Raw genomic sequence first — 26,068 nt, 5'->3', positions numbered from 1 at the left:
CGTCCCGGCGAAACAATCAGCGCGGAAGGCGCCGCGTCCGGTGAATCCAAACCGCTTCTCAGCCCGCTTGAAGAAGCAGCCCGTAGCAATGGCCGGCCTCGCCATCCTGTGCATTCTCGCAGTGGTAGCAATTGTGGCCCCGTGGATCACCCCCTACGACCCCAATGCAACTGACCTTAACACTGTGTTGCTACAGCCCGGAGCGCCAGGGCATCTGTTGGGAACCGACGAACTGGGACGTGACGTGGCCAGCCGGCTCCTGGTCGGAGGACGGGTGTCTCTGATAGCGGCGCTCCAAGGAACCGGTATTGCCTTGGTCATCGGGGTACCGCTGGGACTGGTGTCCGGATTCTTCGGCGCCTGGGTCGACAAGGTGATCATGTTCGTCACAGACGCCCTCATGAGTTTCCCGGCCCTGTTGCTGGCCATGGCGATCGCGGGAATTCTCGGTCCAAACCTGACGAACGCGATGACAGCCATCGGCCTCAGCACCGCGCCCAGGGCCATCCGGCTCGTGCGTGGATCCGTTTTGGGAATCCGCGAAGAGACCTATATCGAGGCCGCGAGGAGCATCGGCACCCCGTCCTATCAGATCGTGTTCCGTCACATCCTGCCGAATGTCCTGGCACCCTTGGTGGTCTTCGCGGCAATCCTGGCAGGCACCGTCATGTTGATCGAAGCGGGGCTGAGCTTCATCGGACTCGGAGTCCAGCCACCAGAAGCGAGCTGGGGAGCGATGCTTGGCAGCGCGTTCACCTACATCTCCCGCTCGCCGTGGTTGGCAGTCTTCCCCGGCGTCTGCATCGCCATAAGCGTGCTGGCCCTGAATGTCCTGGGCGACGGCGTCCGGGATTCGATTGGAAAGAAGGTACGTCGATGACCGGCGCCAAAGACCCATTGCTGAACGTCGAGAACCTCCGTGTTGAAATCGACTTTAACGGCGCTTGGGTGCCCCTGGTTGACGATGTGTCCTTCTCGGTCAAGCCCGGGGAGACCCTGGGCCTGGTGGGGGAGTCCGGTTCTGGGAAGAGCGTCTCTGCCATGTCGCTCATGGGTTTTATGGGGCGCCAGCGTGGCCAGCGGCTTTCCGGTACGGCGGCGTTCCAGGGCAAAGACCTGCTTCGCCTCAATGACCGTGAACTGGAAAGCATGCGCGGGAACGAGATCGCCATGGTGTTCCAGGAACCCATGACCAGCCTGGATCCTGCCTTCAAAGTGGGCCACCAGATCGCCGCCGGCATCCGCGTCCACCAACACGTGACCGCGGCGCAGGCCAAGGAGATGGCGATCGAGGCCATGGATAAGGTGCGGATCCCCAGCGCACGCGTCCGGGCTGACAGTTACCCGCACGAATTCTCCGGCGGAATGCGCCAGCGTGTCCTGATTGCCATGGCGATAGCGAACAACCCGTCGATGCTCATTGCCGATGAACCCACCACCGCACTTGATGTCAGTGTCCAGGCGCAGATACTGGCCCTCCTGACCGAGATGAAGGAGGACCTGGGGCTGGCGATGATTTTCATTACCCACAACATGGGCGTGGTCGCGGACATCTGCGACCGCCTGGCCGTGATGTATGCGGGCCAGATCGTGGAGGAAGGGGACGTATTCGAGACTTTCGCGGCCCCCCAGCATCCTTACACAGACCGCCTGCTGGCAGCCATGCCGAGTATCGCGAGCCGGCGGGGGAGCCTTGAATGGATTCCGGGATCTCCGCCCAAGCCCACGGATTTTCCCGCAGGGTGCAGGTTCGCTCCGCGCTGCCGGCACCGTCTTGACTCCTGCGAACAGCCTACGACGCTGTTGGAGATCTCCCCGGGGCGTTCGAATCGTTGTTTACGGGGAAATACCTGGATGGAGGAGAACGAATCATGAGCACGGATAAAATCGTGATGCAGACCGAAGACCTCAAGGTCTCGTTCCCCGTCCGGCGGGCCGGCCATTCCACCACCGTGCAGGCGGTCCGAGGAGTGGACATCACACTGCGCGCCGGTGAGACGCTGGGCCTGGTGGGGGAATCCGGCTCAGGGAAGTCGACACTGGCACGGGCCCTGATGCGGCTTATCCCGTCAGAGGGGACAGTCAAGCTGGACGGCCGCGACGTTTCGGGCTTGAAGCCGGGCGCATTCCGCAAGGAGCGCAAGCGGATCCAGATGGTCTTCCAAGACCCTTACTCATCGCTGAACCCATCGCTCACGGTGGGTGCGAGCATCGCTGAACCGCTGAAGGTCCACACGAAGCTGAGCGCAGCTGAGCGTGCCGAACGGATCAGCGAGGTACTCGCTCTGGTGGGCCTGAACGCCGATTACGCGGACCGCTACCCGGACGAGTTCTCCGGCGGCCAGCGGCAGCGGGTGGCGATCGCCCGGGCCATCGTACTCAACCCCGAGATTTTGGTGTGCGATGAAGCAGTCAGCGCCTTGGACGTATCGACCCAGAACCAAGTCATCAACCTGCTCGAAGAACTCCGTGACAAGATCGGTCTGTCCTACCTCTTCATTTCGCACGATCTTGCGGTGGTCCGCCACATATCTGACTACGTCGCCGTCATGTACCTCGGCGAGATCGTCGAAGAAGGACCGGTCGACCGAATCTTTGGAGCAGCAGCCCACCCGTATACGCAGGTCCTGCTGAACGCCGTACCGGTACCGGATCCGGTGGCGCAGAGGGCCACGACGAAGCTCTTGCTGCGGGGCGACATTCCCGATCCCACGAACCCGCCCAGCGGTTGTGCCTTCCACCAGAGGTGCCCGTTCGCCATGGAGATCTGCGCGCAGAAAGCCCCGCCCAAGGTGGAGATCCCGGGTGGCGGCGTCGCCAAGTGCCACCTTCACACCAGCGGCCCTGTGTTGGCCGGCCGAGCGATCAGCTCCTTGACGGAAGCCGGTACCGAAACCGGAATCGGCGCCGCGTATGACGGGACCCCCAAATCAACACTGCCCGCCGTAGCTGTGTCCGGAAACCTGGAGTCCTCGTTATGACCGGCCTGAAGGAGAGTCCCATTACAGAGATCAAGGCCGCCCCCGCGTGGAAGGGCGCGCGGAGCAAGAAGCGCCTCGCATCTTCGGCCGAGGCCACCGCCCTGAACCGCGCCTACACCACTCGGATGTGGGAGGACATCGCCAACGGCGAGTCGTTTGTCTTCGGCTACGGTCCCATGGAGCTGTTCAATGCCATGGATCTGTACCTGGTGTTACCCGTCCAGTACGGATCGGTCATGGCAGCAAAGCAGCTCTTCGAGCACTACCAAGGCGCGATCGATGAACGGGGCTACTTCCGCTCCCTCTCCAACTACGAGAGCCTTCCCCTGGGGTACTGCTTCCAGCCGGACCCGGAGATCGCACCATATGGTGGCTTGCCTAAGCCCTCCGCCATCGTGGGCGGCTACATGACCGAACCGGCCATCTACGAGTTGTACGCGCGGGAGTTCGGCTCGCCCATCTACCTAATGGATGATCCGCACCGCCAGGCCTCGATCCCTCCGCGGTGGTGGGAGGGCCCTGAGTGGCGCAATGAGAACCTGATCGACTTCAATGTGCGCGAGTTCGAAGGTTGCGTCCGGTTCCTGGAGTCGGTGACCGGCAAGCCGTACAGCGAGACGCGCCTGCGTGAATACCTGCAACGGGCCGACGAGATGGCCGAGTACTACTGGAAAATCACGGACCTGGCCTACAAGTCGGCCGGTCCGGCGCCCTACACTGCGACGGACGCATACACGGAGGTGGGCATCTTCGAGACCCACTTCGGGCATGAGTGGGCTTTGGACCACGTCAAGGGCATGTACCGGGAGGTCAAGGAAAAAGTCGAGAACCGTGAAGTCGCCGTCGAAGGGGAGCGGATGCGACTGCTCTGGGCCGGCACCCCGCTCTGGTTCAACCTGGGCTTCTACAACGCCTGGGAAGAAAGCCACGGTGCGATTTTCGTGGAGACGATGTATCTTCCCCGGGCGCAGCGCATGATGCAGCCGGACCGAAGGAATGCCCTGCGTGCGGCGTATATGCGCCGGCACATGAAGTACACGGGCCCGAGCCAGCGGTCAGCGGCGGAACTCATCGTCGCCCAATCGCGGGACTACCGCATCGACGGCGTCGTACTTCCTGCCAGGGGTGCTACCCGCGAAGCGTCCGCGAGTTCGCGCTTCATGGCTGAGGCCCTCCGCCGGGAGGGAATCGCTGTCCTGCTCCTGGACTACTCGCCGTTCGACAATGCGGCTTGGGACGAGGACGCGATGCGCGCCGAGGTCACCGAATTCATTGAACAGATCGAGGGATCCCGATGAAACAAGCCGTCAACTTCCCTGGATTGGAGCTGATTCCGTGAATGCCCTCAGTCTTTTCCGGCAAGTCGTGGAGAACCGCTTCGATCCGGACGCCGTCGATGCGCTGGCCTCGTTCGGCGGACGTCCGGTGATCGGATTCCTCGACACCGGCTTCCCTGAGGAGTTGGCGATCGCCGCCGGCTTCCATCCGATGCTTTTGACCGGCGACCCTAGCTCGGGCACCGCCACCGTGGATCCCTATCTGGATCTCTCGGTACCTTCGCGAGTGCGCCATCTGACCGAGGCGATGGTCACCGGCCGCCACGATTCGGTCGATGTGCTCTGTGTGACCGGCGGCGACCGCTGGCTGGCGAACACCCACGGGTTCCTTGAGGCCTACCGGCAGATTTCAGCTACCCCGGACTTCGGCGACGTGTACTACCTGGAGCGTGTGCGGGGCACGTACCGGGAGCATCGGGATTACAACCTGCGGTTGCATCGTGAGTTCCGCGCTTACCTTGAGGACCGCTCAGGTAATGTCATCGACGACGGCGAACTCGCGGCCGCGATCAGTCTCACCAATGAGACCCGCGCGCTGCTTCGCGACGTCGCCATTCTGCGCACGGGGGACGATCCTCGGATCTCCGGCGTTGACGCACACACCATCACCATGGCCTCGATGCTGATGCCGAAGAAGGCGTTCAACGCGGCCTTGCGACAGTTCTTGGCCAGCGAGGTGCCAACAGCACCGGCGGTGGCCCGAGACAGCACGCGGGTGTTCCTGTCCGGCAGTTCACTGGACCACCAACGCCTGCATGAAATAGTGGAATCGCTTCCTGCCGTGGTGGTGGGTGAAGACACCGAGTTCGGTGCGCGGTATGCCGAAACCCCCATCAACGAGTCCATCGATCCGATGGAGGCGATCGCAGACCGATATACCTTCAAGGCTCCGGAGTCATGGGCCTTCGGGATCAAACGACGCATCGCAATGAAGGTTGACGCTGCAGTGGCCGCACGTGCCGACGTCGAAGTCTTCCTGCACCTGCTCAACGACACAGCCACCGGATGGGACTTCCCCGACCAGCGGCGTGCACTCCAGGAGCAGGGGATCCACGTCGTTGCCCTCACCGACCAGGACTATGCCTTCGACGATGCGCAGGCCGTTTCCGAAAAGCTGGCGGAGTTTATCTCCCACTCCAGTGGAGAACACAACATTATGAAGAAGGCAGAGGCATGAATAAGGGACTCCTGAGCGGTGCTCGGGCTCTTGACCTGACGGACGAGACAGGATTCGTCTGCGGCAAGGTACTAACTGAGTTGGGCATCGATGTCATCAAAGTCGAACGGCCCGGAGGCGACGCCTCGCGGATGATCCCGCCGTTCCACCAGGACATCCCCGGGGTGGAACGCAGCCTGTACTGGAAAGCGTTCAATACCGGTAAGCGGGGCATCACCTTGGGCATTGAGAACCCACGGGGAACGGAAGTATTCCGTGATCTGGTCAGCCGCGTGGATTTCGTCATGGAGTCCTTCGAACCCGGCTATCTCGAGCGGATCGGCCTGGGCTACGAGGCGTTGCGAGCCATCAACCCGAAGCTTGTGGTCATCTCGATCACCCCGTTTGGCCAGGTCGGCCCGTACAGCCACTACAAGGGCTCTGAATTGATTGCGATCGCCATGAGCGGGGTCCTCAACAACACCGGCGACCCCGACCGGCCGCCGGTGAAGGAATCCCTGGACTCGGGTCTGTTCCATGCAGGGATCGCCGGGGCGTTGGGTGGGGTGATGGCGTACTACCACGCGCTGATGTCCGGCGAGGGCCAGCAGGTGGATGTCTCGGTCCAGGAGGTTGCCGCGAGCCGTCTGACGTCCTCAATCCTGGCCTGGGACATGGAACGGGTGTCCCTGACACGGGATGGCCACAAGTCGCAGATGGGACCGACGTCGACCGACTGGTTCTGGGAGTGCAAGGACGGGCACCTGTTCTGGCACATGCTCGGCGGCGCGTTTGGCGCTCCCGCCAACAAGGCCCTTTCCGATTGGATGGACGAGTACCTCGAGGAGAATCCCCTGCGCGAGGTAACGGACTGGATGAAATTCGACAAGGCCGGCATTCCGCAGGAGCAGTGGGACCGGTTCGCAGACGCGATCCGGCCATTCTTCCTCCGCTTCACCAAGGACGAAATCCGCGAACAAAGCCTCAAGCGCGGCACAAATGCCACGGTGGCCAACGACCCGCACGATCTGCTTGAGAGCGAGCAACTGAGGTCACGCGGCTACTGGACCCGTTTGGAGGACCCCGTCCTCGGAAGCCTCGAGTTCCCGAAATACTTCTTCCAGTCCCGGGACACCGAGAACTTCAGCCTCACGGCCGCGCCCCAGGTGGGTGCCGACAACGAGGTTGTCTTCCGTGACGAACTCGGTCTGAGCACCGAGAAGATCGACGAACTTAGGAGCGCCAATGCCATCTGAATCCGCCTCCCAGTTTCCGGCCGCCAAGGGCGCGTTGGCAGGAGTCAAAGTGCTCGACTTCGGTTGGGCGATCGTAGGGTCCTTGACGGGCAAGTTCCTAGCCGATCACGGCGCCGAAGTGATCCGTGTTGAGTCCACCTCCCGCCCGGACATGACCCGGGTGGACCGCCGTTATTCGAAGTCCTCCCACACCAGCCTCGATGACAAGCCCTGGTTCGCCCACCTCAACAGCTCCAAGTACAGCCTGTCCCTGGATTTGAAGAATCCCCGCTCCCGCGAAGTACTCGACCGCCTGATCGCCTGGGCGGACGTCGTGAACGAAAACTTCACCCCGGGAACGCTGCAGCGGCTCGGACTGGACTACGACTACATGAAGACCATCAACCCGGACATCATCTTCATCAGCGGCAGTCTCTTCGGACAGACCGGACCGCTGGCGGAGGAATGGGGTATTGACGGCACCGGCGCTGCCATTTCGGGCCGCCTCAACCTGACCGGCTGGCCGGACCGGGTGCCCGTCACGCCGAGCTCGGGCATCTACGGGGACTACGTCGTGCCGCAGATGAACGCCGTGGCTGTCGTCGCCGCTCTGGCGCACCGCGAAAAGACCGGCCGGGGGCAGTACATGGAGGCGAGCATGTTCGAAGTCACGACCCAGGAGATCACGCCTGCCGTGCTCGACTGGCAGTCCAACGGCCGCCTTGAGGGCCGCACCGGCAACCGTGTAGTGAACGCCGCCCCCCACGGCGTCTTCCCGTGCACGGGCGAGGACCGCTGGTGCGCTATCGCGGTCTTCTCGGACCAGGAGTGGAACGATTTCGTGGCCGCCATCGGCAATCCCGGCTGGGCTGCTGATGCCAGATTCGCCACTTTGGAAGCCAGGAAGGCTAACGAGGATGAGCTTGAGCGGCTGGTGGGGGAATGGACGTCCACCCGCGACCCCCACGACGTCATGGCGTACCTGCAGGAGCGTGGCGTCCGTGCGGCCGCTGTCCAAGGAGCGGAGGACATTATTGACAACGATCCCCAGTTGCGGGAACGGGGATTCCTGCAGACCGTGGAGCACTCGGTCCTTGGCCCCTTCGGCCACCAAGTGCCTCCATTCCGGCTCAGCGCAACACCAGCCCGGTTGCGCCCCGCACCCGGGATGGGCGAGCACAACGAATACGTCGCCACCGAGCTCCTGGGCATGTCCGACCCCGAATACATTGAGCTGCTGCTCGAGGACGTTTTCCGCTGAGGCGGAACCCACCGAACCTTTGATGAAGGGAAACAAAACCATGGATCGTCTGACTGGCAAAACCAGCATTGTTACAGGTGCCGGCGAGGGCATCGGACGCGCAATCGCCCGGATGTTTGCACATGAAGGAGCGCAGGTTGTTATCGCCAACCGCAACGAGGCGAAGGGCAAGGAAACGGTGGAGCTCATCAAGGACGCGGGCGGCCAGGCTACCTTCATCCGGACCGACGTCACCGACACCGAAGACGTGAAGCGGCTGGTGGAGGAGACCGTGGCCATCTACGGCAAACTCGATGTTCTGTGCAACAGCCACGGCGTCTATGGGCTGGACACGCGCGAGATCAGTGACCTACCCGAAGGGGACTGGGACCTGATGATGGACACCAACGCGAAAGGCGTGTTCCTCACTACCAAGTACGCCGTTCCGGCGATGCGCACCGCAGGTGGAGGCTCCATCGTCAACATCTCTTCGATTGCGGCCTTGGCCAAGTCCGCGCAGCCTGCCTACGCGGCTTCCAAGGGCGCAGTGAACGCCTTCACCAAGGGTGTTGCCACCCAGGTCGCCGAGTTCAACATCCGCGCCAACGTGATCTCCCCGAGCACGATCGAAACCGATCGTCGCACGGAGTTGGCGCAATCGGCCCAGTACAAAAACGACTTCCTTGCCCATACCTCGGAGGATGAGGCCGCGGGGAGCGTCGAGATCATCAATCGCGTACTGCCTGGTTTCGGAGAACCGGACGACATCGCCTACGCCGCGGTGTACCTCGCCTCGGATGAATCCGCTTACGTCACAGCCACCGTCCTTCCCGTCGACGGCGGCACCACCCGGACCCGCACTGACTAGTGCGACGTCGGATTTGTCCAGATTTGTGCAGGAAGAAAGCTAAGTGAGGGATCGAATGAATAGGCTCCAGGGCAAAGTCAGCATTATCACGGGCGCCGGCAGCGGCATCGGCCGCGGGATCGCGGAGAAGTTCGCCGAGGAGGGCTCCATCGTCGTCGTCGCAGATGCGTCACCGGCCGGCGGGGAAGAGACTGTCGAGCTTATCCGGGCAGCCGGAGGCACGGCCAATTTCCAGCAGGTGGACGTCACCAAAGCCGAAGACGTGGAGCGCCTCGCCCAGGACACGATTGAACGTTACGGGGAGATTTCGGTGCTGGTGAACAACGCCGGCATCTCTTCGGGGGACACCCTGCGGATCCACGAGGTCACCGAAGAGGCGTGGGATCGGATCATGAACGTGAACCTCAAGGGTGTCTTCTTCTGCTGCAAGTACGTGCTCCCTGCCATGCTCGAACGCGGCGGCGGATCGATCGTCAACATCGCCTCGGCTGCGGCCATGGGGATGGGCCCCCGTGCGGCCTACGCGGCGTCCAAGGGCGGGGTGGCCTCGCTGACCCGCAGCATCGCGTTCCAATACGGCGAGTACAACATCCGCGCCAACGCTATCTGCCCAGGCCCCGTGGATACCCCGATGAGCCGTGCAGCACGCGCAAACGGCACCTACAAGCAAGCCCCGATTGTGGATCTCTGCGTCGATCGCAGGGGCGAGCCGGAGGACATTGCCTACGCCGCGCTTTACCTGGCATCGGATGAGTCAAAGTACGTCACCTCGGACATGATGCTTGTCGACGGCGGCGCCATGCGCCTGCGCGCAGAGCAGTTCCGCAACAACTGAGTCCCCCAACAGAATTAGGCAAGGAGAATCATGTCCACCATCACCCCCGGACAGCGGTTGTACAGCGCAAGCTCGACCGCCGAGGTAATCGTCGTCAAAGCCGCGTCCGTTGAGCTTGCCTGCGCAGGAGAACCGATGCTGGCCACACGCCCTGAGTCCGCTCCTGCGGGCGGGTCCGATACGCCGGTGCTGCTGGGAAAGCGGTATTCGGATGAGGCGAGCGGCCTGCTGGTGCTGTGCACCAAAGGCGGTGCCGGGCCGTTGGCGGCCGACGGGCGCACGATGAACGAGCTCCAGACCCAAGCTCTTCCATCTTCGGACTGAATGCCATGAACATTTCGGTCCTCCTTTCCATCGTCGCCGAAACCGTGCCGGACCGGGCGGCAGTGCGCGATGCCACTACTGAGCTGAGCTACGAGGGGCTGAACCGTGCATCGTCCGTCCTCGGCGCGCAGCTGAAAGCCGCAGGCTATGGGAACGTCTCCATGGTGGACACCAACTCGGTGGTCTTTCCGCTGCTGTTCTTCGCGGCTGCCAAAGCCGGGATACCCTTCGTGCCGCTGAACTACCGGCTCGCCGACGAGCAGCTGCGCCGGCAGGTGGAGCGGCTGGAGAATACCCTTGTGGTGACCGATTCCGTCGGCGCGGCCCGCCTCGAAGGCCTGAACAATCCGACCATCCGCCTTCGCGCCGAGATCCTGGAGTCGGCGCTGGAACCTGCCGGGGACGTCGTCGTCGATAGCGACGATGACCAGGCCGGTACCGCGGCGTGCTGGCTCTTCACCAGCGGCACCACCGGTGAGCCGAAAATCGTGGTCCTCAAGCATGACAGCCTGGCGTCCTACGTTCTGGGCACGGTGGATGCCGTTTCGGCTGATGAGATGGAAGCCGTGCTGGTGAGCGTTCCTCCGTATCACATCGCTGGCCTGGCCTCGGTCCTGACGTCCATGTTCGCCGGGCGTCGGATGGTCTACCTCGATTCCTTCGAAGCCGGGAGCTGGGTTGCAGCCGTAGTCCGTGAGGGGGTCACCCAGGCAATGGTGGTTCCAACCATGCTTCAGCGGATCCTTTCCGTGCTCTCGGATGAGGGGGAGACCTTGCCCCAGCTGCGTAACCTTTCCTATGGGGGCGGCCGCATGCCGATCGAACTCATTGAGTCCGCATTGGCGCAACTGCCTCACGTTGGATTCACGAACGCTTACGGACTGACCGAAACCAGTTCAACGATCACCTTGCTCGGTCCCGATGATCACCGAGTAGCGTTGGAAAGCGAAGACCCGGCCGTCCGCGCCAGGCTTGGATCCGTGGGGCGTCCGATCCCCGGCCTGGAGCTTCAAGTTCGCGACGCCGACGGGATGCCGGTCGGTTCCCGCGTCCAAGGAGAGATTTGGGTTCGCGGCCCACAGGTCTCCGGCGAATACAAAGGCAACGGTTCGCAGCTGCTCGACGGTTGGTTCTGCACCCGGGACGAGGGCTGGCTTGATGAAGAAGGCTACCTGTTCCTCCTGGGACGCGTAGACGACGTCATCGTCCGCGGTGGGGAAAACATCTCCCCGGGCGAAATCGAGGACGTACTCCGTACAGACCCAGGAGTGGCCGACGTCGCGGTCGTCGCTGAACCGGACGAGACCTGGGGCGAGGTGCCCGTGGCGGTGATCGTGGCCTCTGAGGGAGCTGCCATTGACCGCGAGGCGCTAAAGGCCTTGGTCCGCAGCAAGCTTCGCTCCTCGCGCGTCCCCGCAAGCATCGTCGAGGTGGAGCAGCTTCCCTATAACGAAACCGGCAAGCTGCTGAGGCTTTCCGTGCGTGACTTGCTGCGGGCGCACACGTCCTGAGGGAGGCGCGGGGGCCTTCTTTCGACGCGGCTGTGTTGCTTATCGCCGTAGTTGTCCCCCGCCGCCCGCGGGCCAAAACCATAACGAAAAGGAATAAGAAAGAATGGATCTTGGACTTAAAGCTCGTGTGGCCCTTGTTACCGGCGCTGGCAGCGGTATCGGCCGAGCGGTCGCCCTTGAGCTCGCCGGCGAGGGCGCGCACGTCATTGCCGTAGACATAGATCCGACGCGTGCCGAAGCTACTGTGAAGGATATCGAAGAAGCTGGCGGATCTGCTCGCAGGATCGCCTGTGACGCTTCGGACGAGGATCAGGTGCTCGCTTGCGCCCATGAGGCTGGAGCCTGGCGCGGTCCCGTCACGGCCCTGTGCCTCGCTGCTGGCATCGGCGCCAGCGGCTCGATTGAGAATATGGACCTGGCGACGTGGCGCAAGGTCATGTCAGTCAACCTGGATGGAAACTTTCTTTTCCTTAAACACTTCATCCGCCCCATGGTGGAAGCCGGTGGCGGGTCAATTGTGACCATCGGATCGACTGGAGCGATCTTGTCGCGCCATGCAGACTCGGCAGCGGTATATGGGGCTTCGAAGGCGGGATTGGCCCAGTTCACCCGGCATGTAGCGGCTAGGTATGGCGGTGAAGGCGTGCGGGCCAATTGCGTCCATCCCGGATCAACGATGACGAATTTCGGTGAAAGCATCCTTGGAGGAAAGGCCATGGGGCACCAACCGATCACCGCACCCATTGGACGGCGGGCTGATCCAGTGGAAATCGCGGGGCCAGTCACATTTCTCCTTTCCGAGAGGGCATCCTTCATCACCGGGCAGGCTATCGCGGCCGATGGCGGGCTTACCGCGGTCTGAGCAGAACGGGGGTTGCGATCACAGCGGAGAATTCCCGCGATACGAGGACTGGGTTGGCGCTACATTTCGGGGAGCGCAGCGAGCCAATCGGCCAGCCAAGCCGCAGCGTCCGTGTGAACGTTGTGTCCACTCCGCGGGGCCACTTCAACAGTCGCTTGCGGCACGTATCGCAGGAATTCCTCCGTCATCCCGTTCGTAACCAGCTGTGAATGGCCACCCCGAATCAACGTAATGGGGATGTCAAGCGAAGCAAGCGAGTTCCATACAGCCATTTTCTCGGCCCGGCGCAGTTGCGCTGATTCGCTGAACCTTGGATCCCACCTCCACTCCACGAAGCCGTCGCTGCGTTTCCGGACGTTCCGTGAGACCCCTCTGACCAAGGATTGCCGATCCCGACCCGGGGCCCCAGCATGGACCGCGTCCACCAATTCGTCGAGGGTTCCGACGTGCTGAATCGGAACCACCGGATCTCCCGGGAATCCACCGAGCCCATGGGGTGTTGCATCCAGCAATACCAGGCGCTTGACGGGAAGCTGGTGGCGTGCCGCCAAGGCTATGGAGACCATGGCGCCAAGTGAGTGCCCCACGAGTGTGAAATCCTGCGGCACGTCACGGCGGATGGCATGGGCGAGGATACCGGCCATGGCAGAAATGGTGTATTCATCCGGCGCCAAATACCGGGAATGGCCATGGCCTGGCAGGTCGTAAGCCAGGGCGGGCACGCCGAGGCGGAGCAGCACCCCGTTCCAGGTGTGCGCCTCCAGACGGGCGCCGTGAAGGACTACGAGCCGGGGATTGCTTGCCCATTGGAGGCCGCTCACCTTCGCCGGCCCATCCGTCACCGAGAGTCTATCGACTGCGGGGACAGCGACGCCGAGAGCGCGTGCATGGTCTTTGATGAGGGAGATTTCGTCCATGTAATGACACCTAAATTGTGGGCAGCCATCCGAGATACATATAAGACATTATTTAATGCGACAGCGGCAAAAAAGTAGTATATCTCTTGAAGCATACCAAACAACTGGCCCCGGGGTGCGGTCAGGGTCGGTGCTAAGCGCTCACTGTCTCCCGGGCGGGGTTCGTTCTACCAAGTTCAGCGAAGGGGACTTCGGTAAGGGCCGCCATGTGCTCGCCGAGTTCGGGATCATAGCGGCTGAAAACCTGGCGGACCCTGATGGCGGCAAGGACGGCGAGCTCATCGAAAGCTTGCATGAACGCGTCCCGCGCAATCGGTCTCGGCCAGCCGGACGGCATCATGCGCAGCGGTAGTTCGGGATCCATGCGGACGGTCCTTCTGAAGCTGATAAGGAGTTCGGTCCTTCGCCTGAGCGCGGAGGCGGGATTCATGTCACCTTGCATGGATAGCTCGTGAAGAGCATCAGAACGTTCCTTGAGGTCGACGTACCTCTCGCGCACGGGATCCAAGTCCCATGCGTCCAAGGGCTGCCGCCCTATGATCTCGATGTCCGCGTGGGGGACTGTGAATACAGCTGCATGGTCCACATTCAGGGCTCGAATCTGTCCCAAAATTCCCTCGGTGCGGCAGCCGGGTGTGATCCACATGCCATCGTAGTACGGGGCAAAACCTTCAAACCTCAGTTGCGTGCGGAATGCTGCCCGGATCTCGCGGTGCTCCTCGGGTATGGAAAAGGCCACCATTGTCCAATTGCCATCCCAGGAGTCCGAGGCTCCGAAAGACAGCACCCGCTTGGTGCCGGATTCAACACGGGTAACCGTCTCATCGCTAATTCGATAGAGGGTATGGCGCCCAGTCCGTCGCAGTTCCAAAATCCCGTCCCGGGCCATGCGACTCAACGTCGCCCGGGCGTTAGCTGGTCCAACTTCAAAGCCGGCCATCAGCTCCACGAGGGCTGCCGAGGGAAGAAAGGCGCCCGGGTTGCGCCATACAAATCCAAACAATGTGACCATGAGGTCCCTGGCGAACGGACCCGGCTCTGCTTCGGTTACCCGGGCGAGCTCGTTCTGGACCTTCTTTGGCATGACCATGCAATACAGAATACATCCGATGGCGGCTCAAACTGTCAAGGGTTTTGCTGGTCCCGAGAGCGTGGGGCAGCAGCTTGCGGGTCGGGTATTGCGGCCCGGGGGATTCATCCCCACAATGCTTTTCGCAGCAGGGTTTTGAGCAGCGCGGCTTCCTCGGCGTCTAGCGCGGAGAGCACTTCCGATTCGGCCCGGCGGGCAGCGATAGCGGCTTGTGCCAGGAGCTGGTTTCCCTTGGCCGTGGCGGTCACGGTCTTGGCGCGGCGGTCCTGTTTGCCCGGCGCTCTGGCCACGAGCTTCCGCTTTTCAAGCTCGTCCACCAAGGCGACGATCTGGCTGGGATCGAGGCTGAGGAAGTCCGCCAACTCCCGTTGGGTGGGTTCCAGGCCGCTGTCGGCAAGAATGAGCACCGAGTAGGAGCGTTCCTTGAGGTCGAACTCCGCAAGGGCCCGGTTGTTGACGACCGAGCCGCCGGCATGGAGTTTGGCCAGCAGGAAACCCGCGTCCTGGCTGATCGGAGCGCCTGCCAGCCGGTCCTTCGCGGCAGGGTGCTGCTCAGCCTTCGCTTCGATCGTCATAAGAAACTCCAATAATCTTCAAAATAAATCGTTGACATTTTCAACTATACGTATTTTCATGGAAGAAGAACAGCATCCCATGCCCAACGGCTGGATGCATAGAGATCGAGCAAGGGAGCACAGCATGAGCTTGAACGGCAAGGTTGCCATCGTTACCGGGAGCGGGCAGGGCCTGGGTCTGGCTTATGCGAGGGAGCTGGCCCGCCAGGGTGCCGCCGTCGTGATCAATGACGTGAACGCGGAGACCGCTTCGGAAGCCGTCGCGCGGATTGAGGCCGACGGCGGCCGGGCCACCGCCGTGGTTGTTCCGGTAGGCACGACGGAGGCTGCGAAGGCGCTGGTGGCAGGTGCTGTCGAAGCCTTCGGCCGGCTGGACATCCTGGTGACCAACGCGGGGATCCTGCGGGACAAGTCCCTGCTGAAGATGACGGACGAGGATTTTGACCTGGTGATCAACGTGCACCTGAAGGGCACCTTCACCTGCGTCCGGGAGGCTTTCGCGTACTTCAAGGAAAACAATATTGCCGGCCGGATCATCACGATCGGTTCCCCTACGGGGCAGCGCGGCAACTTCGGCCAGAGCAACTATGCGGCAGCAAAGGCCGGCATTGTGGGCATGGTCCGGACCTGGGCTTTGGAGATGAAGAAGGCGGGGGTGACGGTCAATTCCGTGATCCCGGTGGCCGCCACGGCCATGACCAAGACTGTCCCGTACTTCCAGAAGGCCGTGGAAGCCGACGAGCGTGGCGAGGCCATGCCGTCCTTCTTCCGCCATGACCTGGGCTTCGGTACGGCCGACGACGTCGCCGGACTCATTGCCTTCCTCGCCTCCGACGAGGCTGCCAACATCACAGGCCAGGCCATCGGCGCCGGCGGGGACCGGTTGCAGGTCTGGACCCACCCCGAAGCGGCAACCACCGAATATCGCGAGGGCGGCTGGTCCTTCGATGCCCTGCAGGAAAACGCCGGGGCGCTGTTCAGCAAGGAAACGCTGCAAAGCTACGGCGAGGAATTCCTGCCGCTGCCCGAAGAGCTCAAGCCCGAACCGGCAGAGGCCCGTTGATCATGGCCGTACGTTATGAACCCGGCATCAACGCAGCAAAGCTTGATTCGATCGACATGCACGTCCATCTCGAAGTGGACGGCCACGGGCACGGATCGCTGCCGGAGGCGTTGACGGAAGCTTCGGCGAAGTACTTCAAGGCCGAGGACCGCACGCCCTCACTTGACCGGATCGCCGAGCTGTACCGCGAGCTGAACATGGCCGCCGTCGTGTTCACCGTGGATGCCCGGACCCAGCTCAAGCACGAACCGAACAGCATCCCGGAGCTGATTGCCGGGGCGGCGAAGAACAACGATGTGCTGATCCCGTTCGGCAGCGTGGATCCCCGCACCGGGGAAGAAGCGATCTCCGGAGCCAAACACCAGGCGGTCGAACTCGGTGCCCGGGGTTTCAAGTTCCACCCTTCCCTGCAGGGCTTTGACCCCTCCAACGAGCAGTTCTACCCGCTGTGGGAGACACTGCAGGAACTTGGCCTACCTTGTATTTTCCACACGGGTCAGAACGGCATGGGAGCGGGGCTGCCCGGCGGTTACGGGATCAAGCTGGGCTACTCCAACCCGTTACTCCTGGACGCGGTGGCCGCGGACTTCCCGGGCCTGCAGATCATCATGGCCCACCCCTCAGTGCCCTGGCAGGACGAGGCGAACTCCATCGCAACGCACAAAGCGAACGTGTTCATCGACCTGTCGGGCTGGTCCCCGAAATACTTCCCGGAGTCCCTCGTGCGCATGTCCAACTCAGTGCTCCAGGACAAGGTATTGTTCGGCACGGACTTCCCGCTTATCACGCCACAGAAGTGGCTAGGGGCTTTCGCGGACCTGCCGCTGAAGAATGAGGTCCGGCCCAAGATCCTCAAGCACAACGCCGTGCGCCTGCTCGGACTGGACGGCTGAGATGGGCACGGAGACCGTCATTGAGAGCGGAGTCCAGGAGCGCCTGTACGGGGCGTGCGACTATTACGACGCCGAGTCCCTCCTCAGCGAGGACGAGCGCCGGGTCCTGGCCCGGCTCCGGGTCTTCCTGGACGCCGAGGCCAGACCCTTGCTGGCCCAGTACTGGGAACGGGGCGAGTTCCCCGAGCAGTTGGCGCGGCCGCTGATCGACCTTGACCTGATGGAACCGGCTGAACTGACCGGCCCCGGGGCCACGCCCGCCCGCGGGATCTATCAGGGCTTCAGGGTCTTCGAACTCGCGCGTACGGACGCGTCCCTGGCCACCTGGTACACCGCCCAGGCTGGCCTGTTCCGCACCGCCATCCGCGTCGGCGCCTCCGCCGAACAGCAGTCCCGATGGATGCCCAAGGTCATCGACTTCTCCCTCAAAGGCGTCTTCTCCCTGACCGAACCCGAACACGGTTCGGACATCGCGGGCGGGCTCTCCACCACCGCCCGCTTCGAAGCAGACCCCGACGGCGGCACCTGGGTTCTGGACGGCGCCAAACGGTGGATCGGCGGCGCCGCCACCGCCGACGTCCTGGCCGTGTTCGCCCGCGACGTCAACGACGGGCAGGTCAAAGCTTTCCTCGTGGACCGCCAAGCAGCCGGGGTGAGGCTGGAGAAGATCCACGGCAAGACCGCGCTGCGGATGATGCAAAACGCACACATCACCCTCGACGGAGTCCGGGTCCCGGAATCCATGCGCCTGCACAACGTGAACTCCTTCAAAGACGTCGCCGCGATGCTGAAGGCCATGCGCTCGGACGTGGCCTGGATCGCGACCGGCATCCAGGCCGGCGCGTTCGAAGCCGCCCTGTCCTACGTCGGGGAACGGAAACAGTTCGGCCGCCCGTTGGCCTCGTTCCAGCTCGTGCAGGAAAAGCTCGCCCGCATGCTCGGCAACATCACCGCTTCGCTCTCGCTCGTGGTCCGGCTGACTGAACAGCAGGCCAAGGGCTTCTACCGCGACCAGGACTCCGCCCTGGCCAAGATGCAGACCAGCCTGCTGATGCGCGAAACCGTCGCCCTGGCCCGCGAACTCGCCGGCGGCAATGGAATCACCCTGGAAACCGACGTTGCCCGCTTCCACGCCGACGCAGAGGCCGTGTACTCCTACGAAGGAACCCACGAAATCAACGCCCTCATCGTGGGCCGCGCCCTGACCGGCGAAAGCGCCTTTACCCGCTAGACCCACGCTCTATCCACGCCCACAACCACAGGAGGCCACCATGCCCCGTCTCGTCGTCGACTTCGACACCCTGCCCACTCTGACCGGCAAGGACCTCGGCACCACCGACTACCGCCAAATCACCCAGGAACAAATCAACCTGTTCGCCGACGCCACGGACGACCAGCAATGGATCCACACCGATCCCGAACGCGCCAAAGACGGCCCTTTCGGCGCCCCCATCGCCCACGGCTTCCTCACCCTGTCCCTGATCATCCCGTTCTGGGGCGAGCTGTTCGACGTCGACGGTGTCACCACCAAGGTCAACTACGGCCTGGACAGGGTCCGCTTCACCTCCCCGGTCAAGGTCGGCTCCAAGGTCCGTATGCAAGCCACCATCGCCGAAGTCACCGAAGTCAAAGGCGGCGCGCAGATCAAGGTCTACGCCACCATCGAAATCGAAGGCCAGGAAGGCCCCGCCGTCGTTGCCGAATTCCTCGCGCGCTTCTACAAATAGGCCGTTCAAGGGGAGCGGCCGCCGGTAAACCCCAAGTGGCCGTTTCCCCTCGGTAGACAATCCGCGCCGCAGCGCGGTGACCCTCTCTTTCCCCTCTTGCTTTTCGCTCCGATAGGAGAGCCGTACACATGGACAACAACGGCGTTGGATCCTGGCTGCGCCGCCGCCGCCCCAAATCCGGTCCGAAGCCCGCCCTCGTCTGCGCAGACCGAGCGGTGAGCTACGCCGAGCTCGCCGATCGTGCAGACCGGCTTGCCAACGCCCTTCGGGCCCGTGGCGTGGCCAAGCGCGATCGCGTGGCGTACCTCGGTGAGAACGACACCTCCTTTGTTGAGTCCTTCTTCGCCTGCGGCCTGCTCGGCGCCATCTTCGTTCCCCTCAACACGAGGCTCGCCGCCCCTGAGTTGCAGTTCCAACTGCAGGACTCTGGCGCTCGTTACCTCATCAACGCAGAGAGCCTGGAGCCATTGGCTGCGGCCGCCGTCGACGGAACCTCCGTCGGCACCCGGCTAAAAGTGGACGCCGACGGCGGTCCGGCCGCTTCCGTCGGAAAGTTGCCATCCGGCGTCGAACATTATGATTCGGTGATCAACGCGGCGGCCGCCACACCAATCGATGAGGCGGTCAGCCTCGACGACGGCGCGATGATCCTCTACACCTCAGGCACCACTGGCCAACCGAAGGGTGCGTTGCTCACGCACGGCAACATCACCTGGAACTGCCTCAACGCCATCATTGACATGGACACGAGTCGCAACGACGTGGTGCTACTCATCGCGCCCCTGTTCCATGTGGCCGCCTTGGACATGGGACTGCTCCCGATCATCCTCAAGGGCGGAACCGCCGTTTTGGAGTCAAAGTTCGTTCCAGGCAGGGTTCTTGAGCTGATCGGTCGCTATCAGGTCACTACGCTCAGCGGAGTGCCAACGACCTTCCAGATGCTCTGCGAAGATCCCACGTGGGCTTCAGCGAACCTGTCGTCACTCGCGAAGCTCACCTGTGGCGGTTCGGCAGTTCCGATCCGGGTCCTCGACGCCTACGAGGCGCGCGGTATCGGCTTTTCCAATTGTTACGGTATGACCGAAACTGCCCCGGGAACCACCATGCTTCCCTCGGACAGGTCTCGGGAGAAGACAGGCTCGGCCGGCCTTCCACACTTCTTCACCGACATCCGCATCGTGAGTGATTCAGGGGCGCAGGCCGGGGTGGGGGAGACCGGCGAAATCCAGATCTCCGGTCCGAACGTCATCAAGGAATACTGGAACCGTTCCGACGCCACCGCGGCAGGCTACTCCGACTCAATCTGGTTCCGTTCGGGCGACGTGGGCCACGTGGATGAGGACGGGTTCCTGTTCGTCTCGGACCGGATCAAGGACATGATCATTTCCGGAGGAGAGAATGTGTACCCGGCGGAAATCGAAGCGGTCATCTCCGAACTCGACGAGGTAGCTTCGGTAGCTGTCATCGGCGTCGAGGACGAGAAGTGGGGTGAAGTTCCGCGGGCCATCATCACGCTCCGTGCGGGGGAACGTCTTACCGAAGCCCGGATTCGTGCCCATTTGGACGGCCGGCTCGCCCGCTACAAGATTCCAAAATCGGTGACATTCATAGACGAAATGCCACGGACAGCCAGCGGAAAAATCCGCAAGGCGGAGCTGCGGAATCAATTTGCGCACTGACGCCTGCGTACCTTTTCCGGAGCCGGGAGGTCCAATAATCAGCATTCTCGCAACGGATTTAAGAACGCCTCGGCGTTGTGGCCATCTCCACCGGAGATATCTTCCGCGCGAACGTGAAGGCCGGGACGCCGCTCGGCAGGGAGGCCAAGAAGTACATGGACAACGGAGATTTCGTTCCGGACAGCGTCACTAACAAGATGGTGCGTGACCGGATTGGCGGGTCCGAGGTCGAAAACGGGTTTCTCCCGGCCCTGCACCGACCGACTTCGTCAACAGGGACAACGGGCACGCGCCTCCCGGCGCCGCCAAGCAGCCCGCCCTCGCGCCCCGAAGGTGACGCAGAGGGCATCACCAGACACCACCACCAGCCAGTGGCTTCGCCGCCTTACAACTTCAGCGGCAGCACCAATTCGAAAGGAACCAAGAAAGGTCATGCAGATCATTGCCGACATCAAAATCCAGCACAAAGCGGAGTTGTACGAAAAGCTTGACGCTGTAATCGCAGCTGGCTATGCCGGCTCAGCTGCACATCGCAGAGGGGTCCTTGTAACGCGCCGCGATTTCGACCACTTCACCGTGGCGCTTTCACCAACCATTCCGTTCGGAATCATCCATGAAAAAGACCAGGCCCGCCGACGCCGTTTCGGAGAGTAGCTACCATGCCCTTACGTCGCCGCTCGCTCCCCAAACGCCGGCCTAAGCAACCAGACGCGTTCATACCGCACTGTTCCCCAAGAGAAGTGTCCTGCAGTGCTGTGTCCTGCTGACAAAAGCCGGTAGCTGCTTCCTTGAAATGAAACGGACGTTCGGGGCCTCCTTCCGAAGATCAGATCAAGGGGAACTTCGCGCGTTGATCCACACGGCTGCGCGATGCAACGACCCGCAAGACCCTGCTCTTGTCCGTTTCTGCGACGGACTTGGGCGCCCGCGGGATCAAAGGATTCACCCCAGACGACGCTTTGGGGCATCGGTTCGACTACATAGTATCCAAGAACCATCAGGTACTGGCTTGGTACCTTTTTGTGGGAGCTGCCGCGCGCAATCATCGGTTTGGCGCGCGGCGCCGCATTGGTTCCGCCCATGACTCGACCGAGCACTCGTGGAATCGATCCTTGCCGGTCAAACGGGAGCGCCTGCCGCCCACTTGAGGAAAACGCCGAAGAGTCCGCACATCGCTAACTTTCGCCAAAACCTGTATCCGGGTAGGATACAAGCATGTCCACCGTGTTGACGGATGAGCTCATCCAGAAGGTGAAAGTTGCTGGCGAGGCGGCCAATAAGGCGCGTCGGGAAATGGTCGCGGCTTCGGATAGCCGCGCTGAAGCTGTCTTTTCTTTGTGGGTCGAGGGCATGACGGTTCGGGGGATCGCCAAGGCGACGGCCGTCAGTCCTTCGGTGAGTCAGCGTCTGCTGGAGAAGGCCCGGGCCGGCCGGCCCGTGTTTGAACGGCGGGAGGAACGGGTGTCGTATGAGTTGCACCGGGCCGTTGCCGAGAAGTTGCGTGTCGATCCTCAGGCTGTGCTGGCTAAGGCGGGGGTGAACCTCGCCCGTCTTGCGACAAGGTCCCGAGGCTCCTTTGCCGACGGATGGGTGAGTGAATGGTCGGCGTTGCTCGCCGGCCCGGTTGAGAACCTTATTGAGGTGATGCTCCGCCCGGACGAGCGGTCCAGTGACCTGCGCCAGATGACGCCCTTCGCCGGAGTCCTGACAGATGAGGAGAGGCTCTTGGCCATTCACAAGGCTACGCGGCATGGATCGTAGCCAGTTGGAGCACGCCATTCGGGCTGCGACGGAAATCATCCGGCACGACACCGTCGTGATCATCGGCAGCCAGGCAATCCTGGGGTCATTCACGGAGGACGAGTTGCCGCTCGAGGCGACGATGTCCGAGGAAGTCGACGTCGCTCCGATGGAGGACGATGATGCCCAGTCGTTGGCGACCGAGCTGGACGCGGCCATCGGTGAGATGTCGTTCTTCCACGAAACACACGGGTTTTATGTCCAAGGCGTCGGCATGGACACCGCGGTGCTCCCCGAGGGCTGGACGGACAGGCTTGTGAGGGTCAATAACGCCAACACCAATGGCCGGACCGGACTCTGCCTTGAACCGCACGATCTATGTGCGGCCAAGCTCGTCGCCGGCCGGGCCAAGGACCGCGTCTTCGTGAACGCCCTCCTTGAGCATGGGCTGGTCGACGTGGACACGATTGCCGTGCGGCTTGAAACCGTACGTGGTGACGACATCCGCCGGGACCGGGCCCTGGCATGGGTGCGGAGTTCCGCCGGGCGCTGATAATCAGGCAGCGGCCTCGGTATCCCCGACGGCCGCTTGGTACAGAGTACCCCGCGTTTCAGCTCCAACCCGTTCGCTCGGTTCCAGGGTTCGGCGGCGACGTTGTCGTGCAGACTGCAAGGTGATCGGCGCTCCTGCCGTTCGGGCCTATGAGCTGTACGAAGGAGGACCGCCGTGCCCAGAATCGGGCCGACACAACTGTCGCGAACGGATGCATCGAGGACGAGTTGGCCGGATGCCGTTGCAACCGACGATAGAGCGACTGCCGCTCCTCCCAAAACGGGGGCGGCAGTCGCTCTGTGTTCTTCAAATTCTGGCAGAAAGGGGGTGTTGACAGTGTCAACAGATTTGGCTCCGTACTGGGCCGTACATCGGCCGGACTGGCTCGTATTACCTATGTTTTCGGGAGTTCCCTGTGTTTCCGGGGTTCGGAATGCGGTTCGAGTCCCACCTCGGGCACAGTGTTTCCGCAGGTCAAAGGTCTTTTGGCTTTTTAGTGTTGACAAAGCTTGACTTTTTGGAATTCTCCCTGGTGTATCGCGTTTTTCGCAACGGGCGTTGGATCCCGGAGTTCTCCGCACTGCCGGATCGGGTGTTTCCTTTGCAGTCGCCCGAATCACCTTGTGCGAGCTGGAGCATGCTGCGGGCTTCGAGGTCCGCAGCCGGTGGCACGCATTTGGCTCAATAAGGCTGCCGCTCCTTGCCGAGGCGCGTAGTTTCGGACCCCAGGTATGCACCGTCAACGTCGATCCTTCGTCCGCTGATGGCGGAGAACGAGCGGTTCACAGGCCACGTCGGTCCCGAGCACGCCTGCCTGGCAATCAGGACCGACGGCGTATAGCTGATGCAGGATCTGACGGACGAATACTTGGCGGGTCACAGCGTGTTGATGAACGGTTCTCGGGATGCTCGCCGTCATTGTTGACCTGTGACGACTGGACAAGACTTCTCGGACGAGATGGGGGCTGGGTTAGCGCCGCTGACCAGTGTGGAACGGGACCCATCTGACGAGTACATCGCAGAGCTGGCACAGTTACTGGGGCCATCACGCCTCTTCACCCGCGAAGAAGTGCTCCAGCGATCCTCACCTGTACCCAAGGTGTCCGGCGTGTACGCGTGGTACTTCGATGAGGTGCCGCCGGGTGTTGACGTCCGCGACTGCCACGCAATCCCTGAAGGAGTGATGCTCTATGTCGGGATCGCGCCCAAAGAGCCGCCGCGCAATGGCGCGTCGCCGAGGACCCAGACGCTTTGGAACCGGATCCGATACCACTACCGCGGCAACGCCTACGGTTCCACACTACGGCTGACACTGGGCTGCCATCTGGCAGACAAGCTAGGCATCGCGCTCCGCAGAGTCGGCAGCGGAAACCGGCTGACCTTCACGCACCATGGCGAACATCAGATCAACGAGTGGATGAGCCGGCACGCCCGCGTGACCTGGGTCCAGACGGATACGCCCTGGCTGCCCGAAACGTACGCGATCGAGCAGCTGAATTTGCCGCTCAACCTCCAGGGCAACAGTCACCATCCCTACTACCCGACACTTAAGGCCCTCCGTGCTAAGCACAAGGCAATAGCGCGTGCGCTTCCTATCGCGTGAAGTCGGGCGGCTAATCATTGGTAGGACAGGAAACAGCACGGAGTCTGGACGCCCAGCCTCAGGAGTTTTGCCATCAGTAGTATGTGCTTCGCGCAGCAGTGATGCGAAGTTCCCGCCAAAACCATCCGAAGCTGGCTTTCGAACCGCGCATCCATCGGGATACCGAACGGAGCTTACCCTGAGGGTTACGGGTTGAGATGATGTGGTGCAGGGCCGCGAGGTGACCTTCCGCGAGGTCGACGGCGCGGGTGTAGTCCAGCTCGCACGTCCCGTCCGGGGTGCCGTAGTCGCCGCCGAAGACCACCAGGTTTTCACGGAGCCCGACGGCGACCTGGGCGATGAGCGGGACGAGGTTGTTCGGGATGCCCTGGGGTCCTCGCCGATGCGGCCGGAGGGGTGCGTGCCCACCGGGTTGAAGCCCTCCACGCCCGCGGGAGTGGGTGCGATGCCGACGTCGATGCCCGTATAAGGCTTACGTTGGTTACCATCCACGAGCTGCGGTCTTCGAGGCTGCTATGGCATCCCCCTATGTCGCTTGGCATGACTCGGCAGGTCGAGGCCCACCTTTGTCAAAGAGCCGAGGTGAACCGCCGGGTTGCGAGGAAGGTGAAAGCTTCGTCCATGCTTGTATCTGTACTGCCCCCGGCGGCGGGGGATTTGATCGTTTCTCCAGCATTTGTCTGTGCCTCCACATAATGTGAGGGCATGGAAGACCTTTGTGTGGGACCGACTTACGTGCCCTCGGAGCAGTGCGGACGGCCCGTGAAGGTTGTCGAGCCACAGCCAATGTGTCAGGCGCATTTTTCGCAGTGGGAGAACCGGGGCGAGATGCGGCCCATCCGGATTCCGATCGGGAATCGGCCGTGTAGCGCACCCGCGGACGAAGGCGGCGGTGTTTGTGCACGCAAGCCGGGACATAACAGTCCTGGGGGTCCGCTCTGCGATTCGCACTACCGTTATTGGCGGAAACACCGAACGCTCAAACCACTTCACCAACAGATCCGCGGCGTGCAGGATCACACCTGTGAAGCGCCGGGCATGACTGAAACCTACTGCGGCAGGGAAGCCAAAAGGCTGACCCCCATACCCCTTTGTGGTACTCATTACGATCAGGTGCGGCGTGGAGTTGAGTTGTACGCCGCTAAGAGGTCGTACCCTTCCAGGGCGCGCGATGAGAACGGCAATAAGCGCTGCTGCATGTGGGAGCAGTGGCTGCCAGAGGACAGCTTTCCACCCAATTCCAATGCTCGGGACGGTCTCCGCAGTCAGTGTAAGCCGTGCGTTGCCGACGAACGCCGGGCACGAATATACGGGATCATCGGCCAGGCCTACAGGGCCCTTCTCGACTTGCAGAACGGCGTGTGTTACCTCTGCCGGGAAGTTTCAGAGGGCCGGCAGGGACTCATGGTTGATCATGACCATTCGTGCTGCTCCGATAGTCAAAAGACATGTGGGTTCTGTATACGGGGGCTGCTGTGTTGGAGTTGCAATGCGGCCATTGGGCATGCCAAGGACAGGGCAGAATTGCTGGAAAGAATGTCAATGTATTTGCGTGTGGGGGCCGATCACGTGGCGGCCTACTTAGCAGAGAAGAGAATCGCGGCAACTTAGCGGCATGTTGAATCGATCTGCCGAAAGTGGTTCGGCATACGCAAGCGACTATCTTTCGGTCGAGGCCACTTGCGGCGTTAATTGGATGCGACATGCCCCGGCTGCACCAAGAATGTCAGTGGTGCCGAAGATACTGGCCTCATGTACAAGCTTTATGACTCAGAGTCGTTCGTCGCGGGAGCTTTCTTGCCCGCTCGGTGCCTGCCGTGGTTTTTTTCGGAGGTTCCGACCGGCAAGGCCAGTTGTCAGGAAGATCGCCTAACAAAGG

General features: G+C 62.2%; 25 protein-coding genes and 2 pseudogenes. 23 read left to right on the top strand and 4 right to left on the bottom strand.

Features of this window, described 5'->3' with window-relative positions:
• Positions 1 to 40: 40 nt before the first annotated feature.
• The 12 genes from E1809_RS01945 to E1809_RS01890 all read left to right on the top strand — a co-directional run bounded on the left by E1809_RS01945 (position 41) and on the right by E1809_RS01890 (position 12,349).
• Positions 41 to 880, top strand: coding sequence for an ABC transporter permease (locus E1809_RS01945; RefSeq protein ID WP_133202565.1), 840 nt, complete (start codon positions 41 to 43; stop codon positions 878 to 880).
• On the top strand, positions 877 to 1,875 hold the full coding sequence (locus tag E1809_RS01940; protein WP_133202564.1) for an ABC transporter ATP-binding protein: 999 nt from the start codon (positions 877 to 879) through the stop codon (positions 1,873 to 1,875). The genes E1809_RS01945 and E1809_RS01940 overlap by 4 nt, the downstream gene beginning before the upstream one ends.
• Positions 1,872 to 2,981, top strand: coding sequence for an ABC transporter ATP-binding protein (locus tag E1809_RS01935; RefSeq protein WP_133202563.1), 1,110 nt, complete (start codon positions 1,872 to 1,874; stop codon positions 2,979 to 2,981). The genes E1809_RS01940 and E1809_RS01935 overlap by 4 nt, the downstream gene beginning before the upstream one ends.
• Positions 2,978 to 4,279: a 2-hydroxyacyl-CoA dehydratase family protein gene (locus tag E1809_RS01930; RefSeq protein WP_133202562.1), complete on the top strand. Its 1,302-nt coding sequence runs from the start codon at positions 2,978 to 2,980 to the stop codon at positions 4,277 to 4,279. Before E1809_RS01935 ends, E1809_RS01930 begins: the two co-directional genes overlap by 4 nt.
• Positions 4,280 to 4,316: 37 nt before the next feature.
• Positions 4,317 to 5,495 (top strand): 2-hydroxyacyl-CoA dehydratase family protein, encoded by a 1,179-nt coding sequence (locus E1809_RS01925; protein WP_165962182.1) that lies wholly within the window; start codon positions 4,317 to 4,319, stop codon positions 5,493 to 5,495.
• Positions 5,492 to 6,730: a CaiB/BaiF CoA transferase family protein gene (locus E1809_RS01920; protein WP_165962181.1), complete on the top strand. Its 1,239-nt coding sequence runs from the start codon at positions 5,492 to 5,494 to the stop codon at positions 6,728 to 6,730. Before E1809_RS01925 ends, E1809_RS01920 begins: the two co-directional genes overlap by 4 nt.
• A complete protein-coding gene (locus E1809_RS01915; protein WP_133202559.1) occupies positions 6,720 to 7,970 on the top strand; it encodes a CaiB/BaiF CoA transferase family protein in 1,251 nt (416 codons plus the stop codon). The genes E1809_RS01920 and E1809_RS01915 overlap by 11 nt, the downstream gene beginning before the upstream one ends.
• 40 nt (positions 7,971 to 8,010) lie before the next feature.
• Positions 8,011 to 8,817, top strand: coding sequence for an SDR family NAD(P)-dependent oxidoreductase (locus E1809_RS01910; RefSeq protein ID WP_165962180.1), 807 nt, complete (start codon positions 8,011 to 8,013; stop codon positions 8,815 to 8,817).
• Between the two features lie 55 nt (positions 8,818 to 8,872).
• Complete coding sequence (locus tag E1809_RS01905) at positions 8,873 to 9,652, top strand: SDR family NAD(P)-dependent oxidoreductase (protein ID WP_133202557.1); 780 nt, start codon at positions 8,873 to 8,875, stop codon at positions 9,650 to 9,652.
• A gap of 30 nt (positions 9,653 to 9,682) precedes the next feature.
• Positions 9,683 to 9,976, top strand: coding sequence for a hypothetical protein (locus E1809_RS01900; RefSeq protein WP_205754066.1), 294 nt, complete (start codon positions 9,683 to 9,685; stop codon positions 9,974 to 9,976).
• A 5-nt stretch (positions 9,977 to 9,981) separates the two neighbouring features.
• A complete protein-coding gene (locus tag E1809_RS01895) occupies positions 9,982 to 11,487 on the top strand; it encodes a class I adenylate-forming enzyme family protein (protein ID WP_133202556.1) in 1,506 nt (501 codons plus the stop codon).
• 103 nt (positions 11,488 to 11,590) lie between these two features.
• Positions 11,591 to 12,349, top strand: a complete 759-nt coding sequence (locus E1809_RS01890; protein WP_133202555.1) for an SDR family NAD(P)-dependent oxidoreductase — start codon at positions 11,591 to 11,593, stop codon at positions 12,347 to 12,349.
• A gap of 59 nt (positions 12,350 to 12,408) precedes the next feature.
• Here the strand turns inward: E1809_RS01890 and E1809_RS01885 are convergent, their stop codons facing one another.
• The 3 genes from E1809_RS01885 to E1809_RS01875 form a co-directional block, all read right to left on the bottom strand.
• Positions 12,409 to 13,266: an alpha/beta fold hydrolase gene (locus E1809_RS01885; protein WP_133202554.1), complete on the bottom strand. Its 858-nt coding sequence runs from the start codon at positions 13,264 to 13,266 to the stop codon at positions 12,409 to 12,411.
• Positions 13,267 to 13,399: 133 nt separating this feature from the next.
• On the bottom strand, positions 13,400 to 14,356 hold the full coding sequence (locus tag E1809_RS01880; RefSeq protein ID WP_133202553.1) for a PaaX family transcriptional regulator: 957 nt from the start codon (positions 14,354 to 14,356) through the stop codon (positions 13,400 to 13,402).
• 104 nt (positions 14,357 to 14,460) lie between these two features.
• Positions 14,461 to 14,931 (bottom strand): MarR family winged helix-turn-helix transcriptional regulator, encoded by a 471-nt coding sequence (locus tag E1809_RS01875; RefSeq protein ID WP_133202552.1) that lies wholly within the window; start codon positions 14,929 to 14,931, stop codon positions 14,461 to 14,463.
• Positions 14,932 to 15,055: 124 nt separating this feature from the next.
• Between E1809_RS01875 and E1809_RS01870 the strand changes: the two genes are divergently transcribed.
• The 10 genes and pseudogenes from E1809_RS01870 (at position 15,056) to E1809_RS01825 (ending at position 24,189) form a co-directional block, all read left to right on the top strand.
• The gene (locus E1809_RS01870) at positions 15,056 to 15,994 is read left to right on the top strand and encodes an SDR family NAD(P)-dependent oxidoreductase (protein WP_133202551.1); all 939 of its coding nucleotides are present in this window, start codon (positions 15,056 to 15,058) and stop codon (positions 15,992 to 15,994) included.
• 2 nt (positions 15,995 to 15,996) lie between these two features.
• Positions 15,997 to 16,887 carry an amidohydrolase family protein gene (locus E1809_RS01865; protein ID WP_133202550.1) on the top strand — a complete coding sequence of 297 codons (891 nt, stop codon included), beginning with the start codon at positions 15,997 to 15,999 and terminating at the stop codon, positions 16,885 to 16,887.
• 1 nt (position 16,888) lies between these two features.
• Positions 16,889 to 18,118, top strand: a complete 1,230-nt coding sequence (locus E1809_RS01860; protein WP_133202549.1) for an acyl-CoA dehydrogenase family protein — start codon at positions 16,889 to 16,891, stop codon at positions 18,116 to 18,118.
• Between the two features lie 40 nt (positions 18,119 to 18,158).
• Positions 18,159 to 18,614, top strand: a complete 456-nt coding sequence (locus E1809_RS01855; protein ID WP_133202548.1) for a MaoC family dehydratase — start codon at positions 18,159 to 18,161, stop codon at positions 18,612 to 18,614.
• 128 nt (positions 18,615 to 18,742) lie between these two features.
• Positions 18,743 to 20,293, top strand: a complete 1,551-nt coding sequence (gene menE, locus E1809_RS01850) for an o-succinylbenzoate--CoA ligase (protein WP_133202547.1) — start codon at positions 18,743 to 18,745, stop codon at positions 20,291 to 20,293.
• Between the two features lie 62 nt (positions 20,294 to 20,355).
• A pseudogene (locus E1809_RS27950) lies at positions 20,356 to 20,538 on the top strand (nucleoside monophosphate kinase); the annotation flags it as partial.
• 187 nt (positions 20,539 to 20,725) lie between these two features.
• A complete protein-coding gene (locus E1809_RS01840) occupies positions 20,726 to 20,947 on the top strand; it encodes a hypothetical protein (protein ID WP_133202546.1) in 222 nt (73 codons plus the stop codon).
• Between the two features lie 561 nt (positions 20,948 to 21,508).
• Positions 21,509 to 22,054 (top strand): hypothetical protein, encoded by a 546-nt coding sequence (locus E1809_RS01835; RefSeq protein ID WP_133202545.1) that lies wholly within the window; start codon positions 21,509 to 21,511, stop codon positions 22,052 to 22,054.
• Entirely contained in the window at positions 22,044 to 22,586 is a 543-nt protein-coding gene (locus E1809_RS01830; protein WP_133202544.1) for a DUF6036 family nucleotidyltransferase, read from the top strand. Before E1809_RS01835 ends, E1809_RS01830 begins: the two co-directional genes overlap by 11 nt.
• 928 nt (positions 22,587 to 23,514) lie before the next feature.
• The gene (locus tag E1809_RS01825) at positions 23,515 to 24,189 is read left to right on the top strand and encodes a GIY-YIG nuclease family protein (protein ID WP_235835386.1); all 675 of its coding nucleotides are present in this window, start codon (positions 23,515 to 23,517) and stop codon (positions 24,187 to 24,189) included.
• Positions 24,190 to 24,328: 139 nt separating this feature from the next.
• On the opposite strand, the pseudogene E1809_RS27250 reads toward E1809_RS01825, so the two are convergent.
• A pseudogene (locus E1809_RS27250) lies at positions 24,329 to 24,606 on the bottom strand (UDP-glucose 4-epimerase GalE); the annotation flags it as partial.
• Between the two features lie 288 nt (positions 24,607 to 24,894).
• Here E1809_RS27250 and E1809_RS27945 point away from each other — a divergent pair.
• On the top strand, positions 24,895 to 25,800 hold the full coding sequence (locus E1809_RS27945) for an endonuclease VII domain-containing protein (RefSeq protein ID WP_133202543.1): 906 nt from the start codon (positions 24,895 to 24,897) through the stop codon (positions 25,798 to 25,800).
• The last annotated feature ends 268 nt before the right edge of the window (positions 25,801 to 26,068 follow it).

The organism is Arthrobacter terricola, assembly GCF_004354015.1.
GTDB lineage: Bacteria > Actinomycetota > Actinomycetes > Actinomycetales > Micrococcaceae > Arthrobacter > Arthrobacter terricola.
Note: the sequence above shows the minus strand (reverse complement) of the source record. Positions and strands in the feature narration are given on the sequence as shown.

Bases quoted from the DNA above. Each gene is read 5' to 3' on its own strand.
- E1809_RS01840 (WP_133202546.1), top strand. From the start codon at position 20,726: ATGCAGATCATTGCCGACATCAAAATCCAGCACAAAGCGGAGTTGTAC.
- E1809_RS01880 (WP_133202553.1), bottom strand. From the start codon at position 14,356: ATGGTCATGCCAAAGAAGGTCCAGAACGAGCTCGCCCGGGTAACCGAA.
- E1809_RS01875 (WP_133202552.1), bottom strand. From the start codon at position 14,931: ATGACGATCGAAGCGAAGGCTGAGCAGCACCCTGCCGCGAAGGACCGG.
- E1809_RS27945 (WP_133202543.1), top strand. From the start codon at position 24,895: ATGGAAGACCTTTGTGTGGGACCGACTTACGTGCCCTCGGAGCAGTGC.
- E1809_RS01860 (WP_133202549.1), top strand. From the start codon at position 16,889: ATGGGCACGGAGACCGTCATTGAGAGCGGAGTCCAGGAGCGCCTGTAC.
- E1809_RS01940 (WP_133202564.1), top strand. From the start codon at position 877: ATGACCGGCGCCAAAGACCCATTGCTGAACGTCGAGAACCTCCGTGTT.
- E1809_RS01890 (WP_133202555.1), top strand. From the start codon at position 11,591: ATGGATCTTGGACTTAAAGCTCGTGTGGCCCTTGTTACCGGCGCTGGC.
- E1809_RS01935 (WP_133202563.1), top strand. From the start codon at position 1,872: ATGAGCACGGATAAAATCGTGATGCAGACCGAAGACCTCAAGGTCTCG.
- E1809_RS01915 (WP_133202559.1), top strand. From the start codon at position 6,720: ATGCCATCTGAATCCGCCTCCCAGTTTCCGGCCGCCAAGGGCGCGTTG.
- menE (WP_133202547.1), top strand. From the start codon at position 18,743: ATGGACAACAACGGCGTTGGATCCTGGCTGCGCCGCCGCCGCCCCAAA.
- E1809_RS01865 (WP_133202550.1), top strand. From the start codon at position 15,997: ATGGCCGTACGTTATGAACCCGGCATCAACGCAGCAAAGCTTGATTCG.
- E1809_RS01885 (WP_133202554.1), bottom strand. From the start codon at position 13,266: ATGGACGAAATCTCCCTCATCAAAGACCATGCACGCGCTCTCGGCGTC.
- E1809_RS01895 (WP_133202556.1), top strand. From the start codon at position 9,982: ATGAACATTTCGGTCCTCCTTTCCATCGTCGCCGAAACCGTGCCGGAC.
- E1809_RS01905 (WP_133202557.1), top strand. From the start codon at position 8,873: ATGAATAGGCTCCAGGGCAAAGTCAGCATTATCACGGGCGCCGGCAGC.
- E1809_RS01920 (WP_165962181.1), top strand. From the start codon at position 5,492: ATGAATAAGGGACTCCTGAGCGGTGCTCGGGCTCTTGACCTGACGGAC.
- E1809_RS01835 (WP_133202545.1), top strand. From the start codon at position 21,509: ATGTCCACCGTGTTGACGGATGAGCTCATCCAGAAGGTGAAAGTTGCT.
- E1809_RS01930 (WP_133202562.1), top strand. From the start codon at position 2,978: ATGACCGGCCTGAAGGAGAGTCCCATTACAGAGATCAAGGCCGCCCCC.
- E1809_RS01900 (WP_205754066.1), top strand. From the start codon at position 9,683: ATGTCCACCATCACCCCCGGACAGCGGTTGTACAGCGCAAGCTCGACC.
- E1809_RS01830 (WP_133202544.1), top strand. From the start codon at position 22,044: ATGGATCGTAGCCAGTTGGAGCACGCCATTCGGGCTGCGACGGAAATC.
- E1809_RS01910 (WP_165962180.1), top strand. From the start codon at position 8,011: ATGGATCGTCTGACTGGCAAAACCAGCATTGTTACAGGTGCCGGCGAG.
- E1809_RS01855 (WP_133202548.1), top strand. From the start codon at position 18,159: ATGCCCCGTCTCGTCGTCGACTTCGACACCCTGCCCACTCTGACCGGC.
- E1809_RS01870 (WP_133202551.1), top strand. From the start codon at position 15,056: ATGAGCTTGAACGGCAAGGTTGCCATCGTTACCGGGAGCGGGCAGGGC.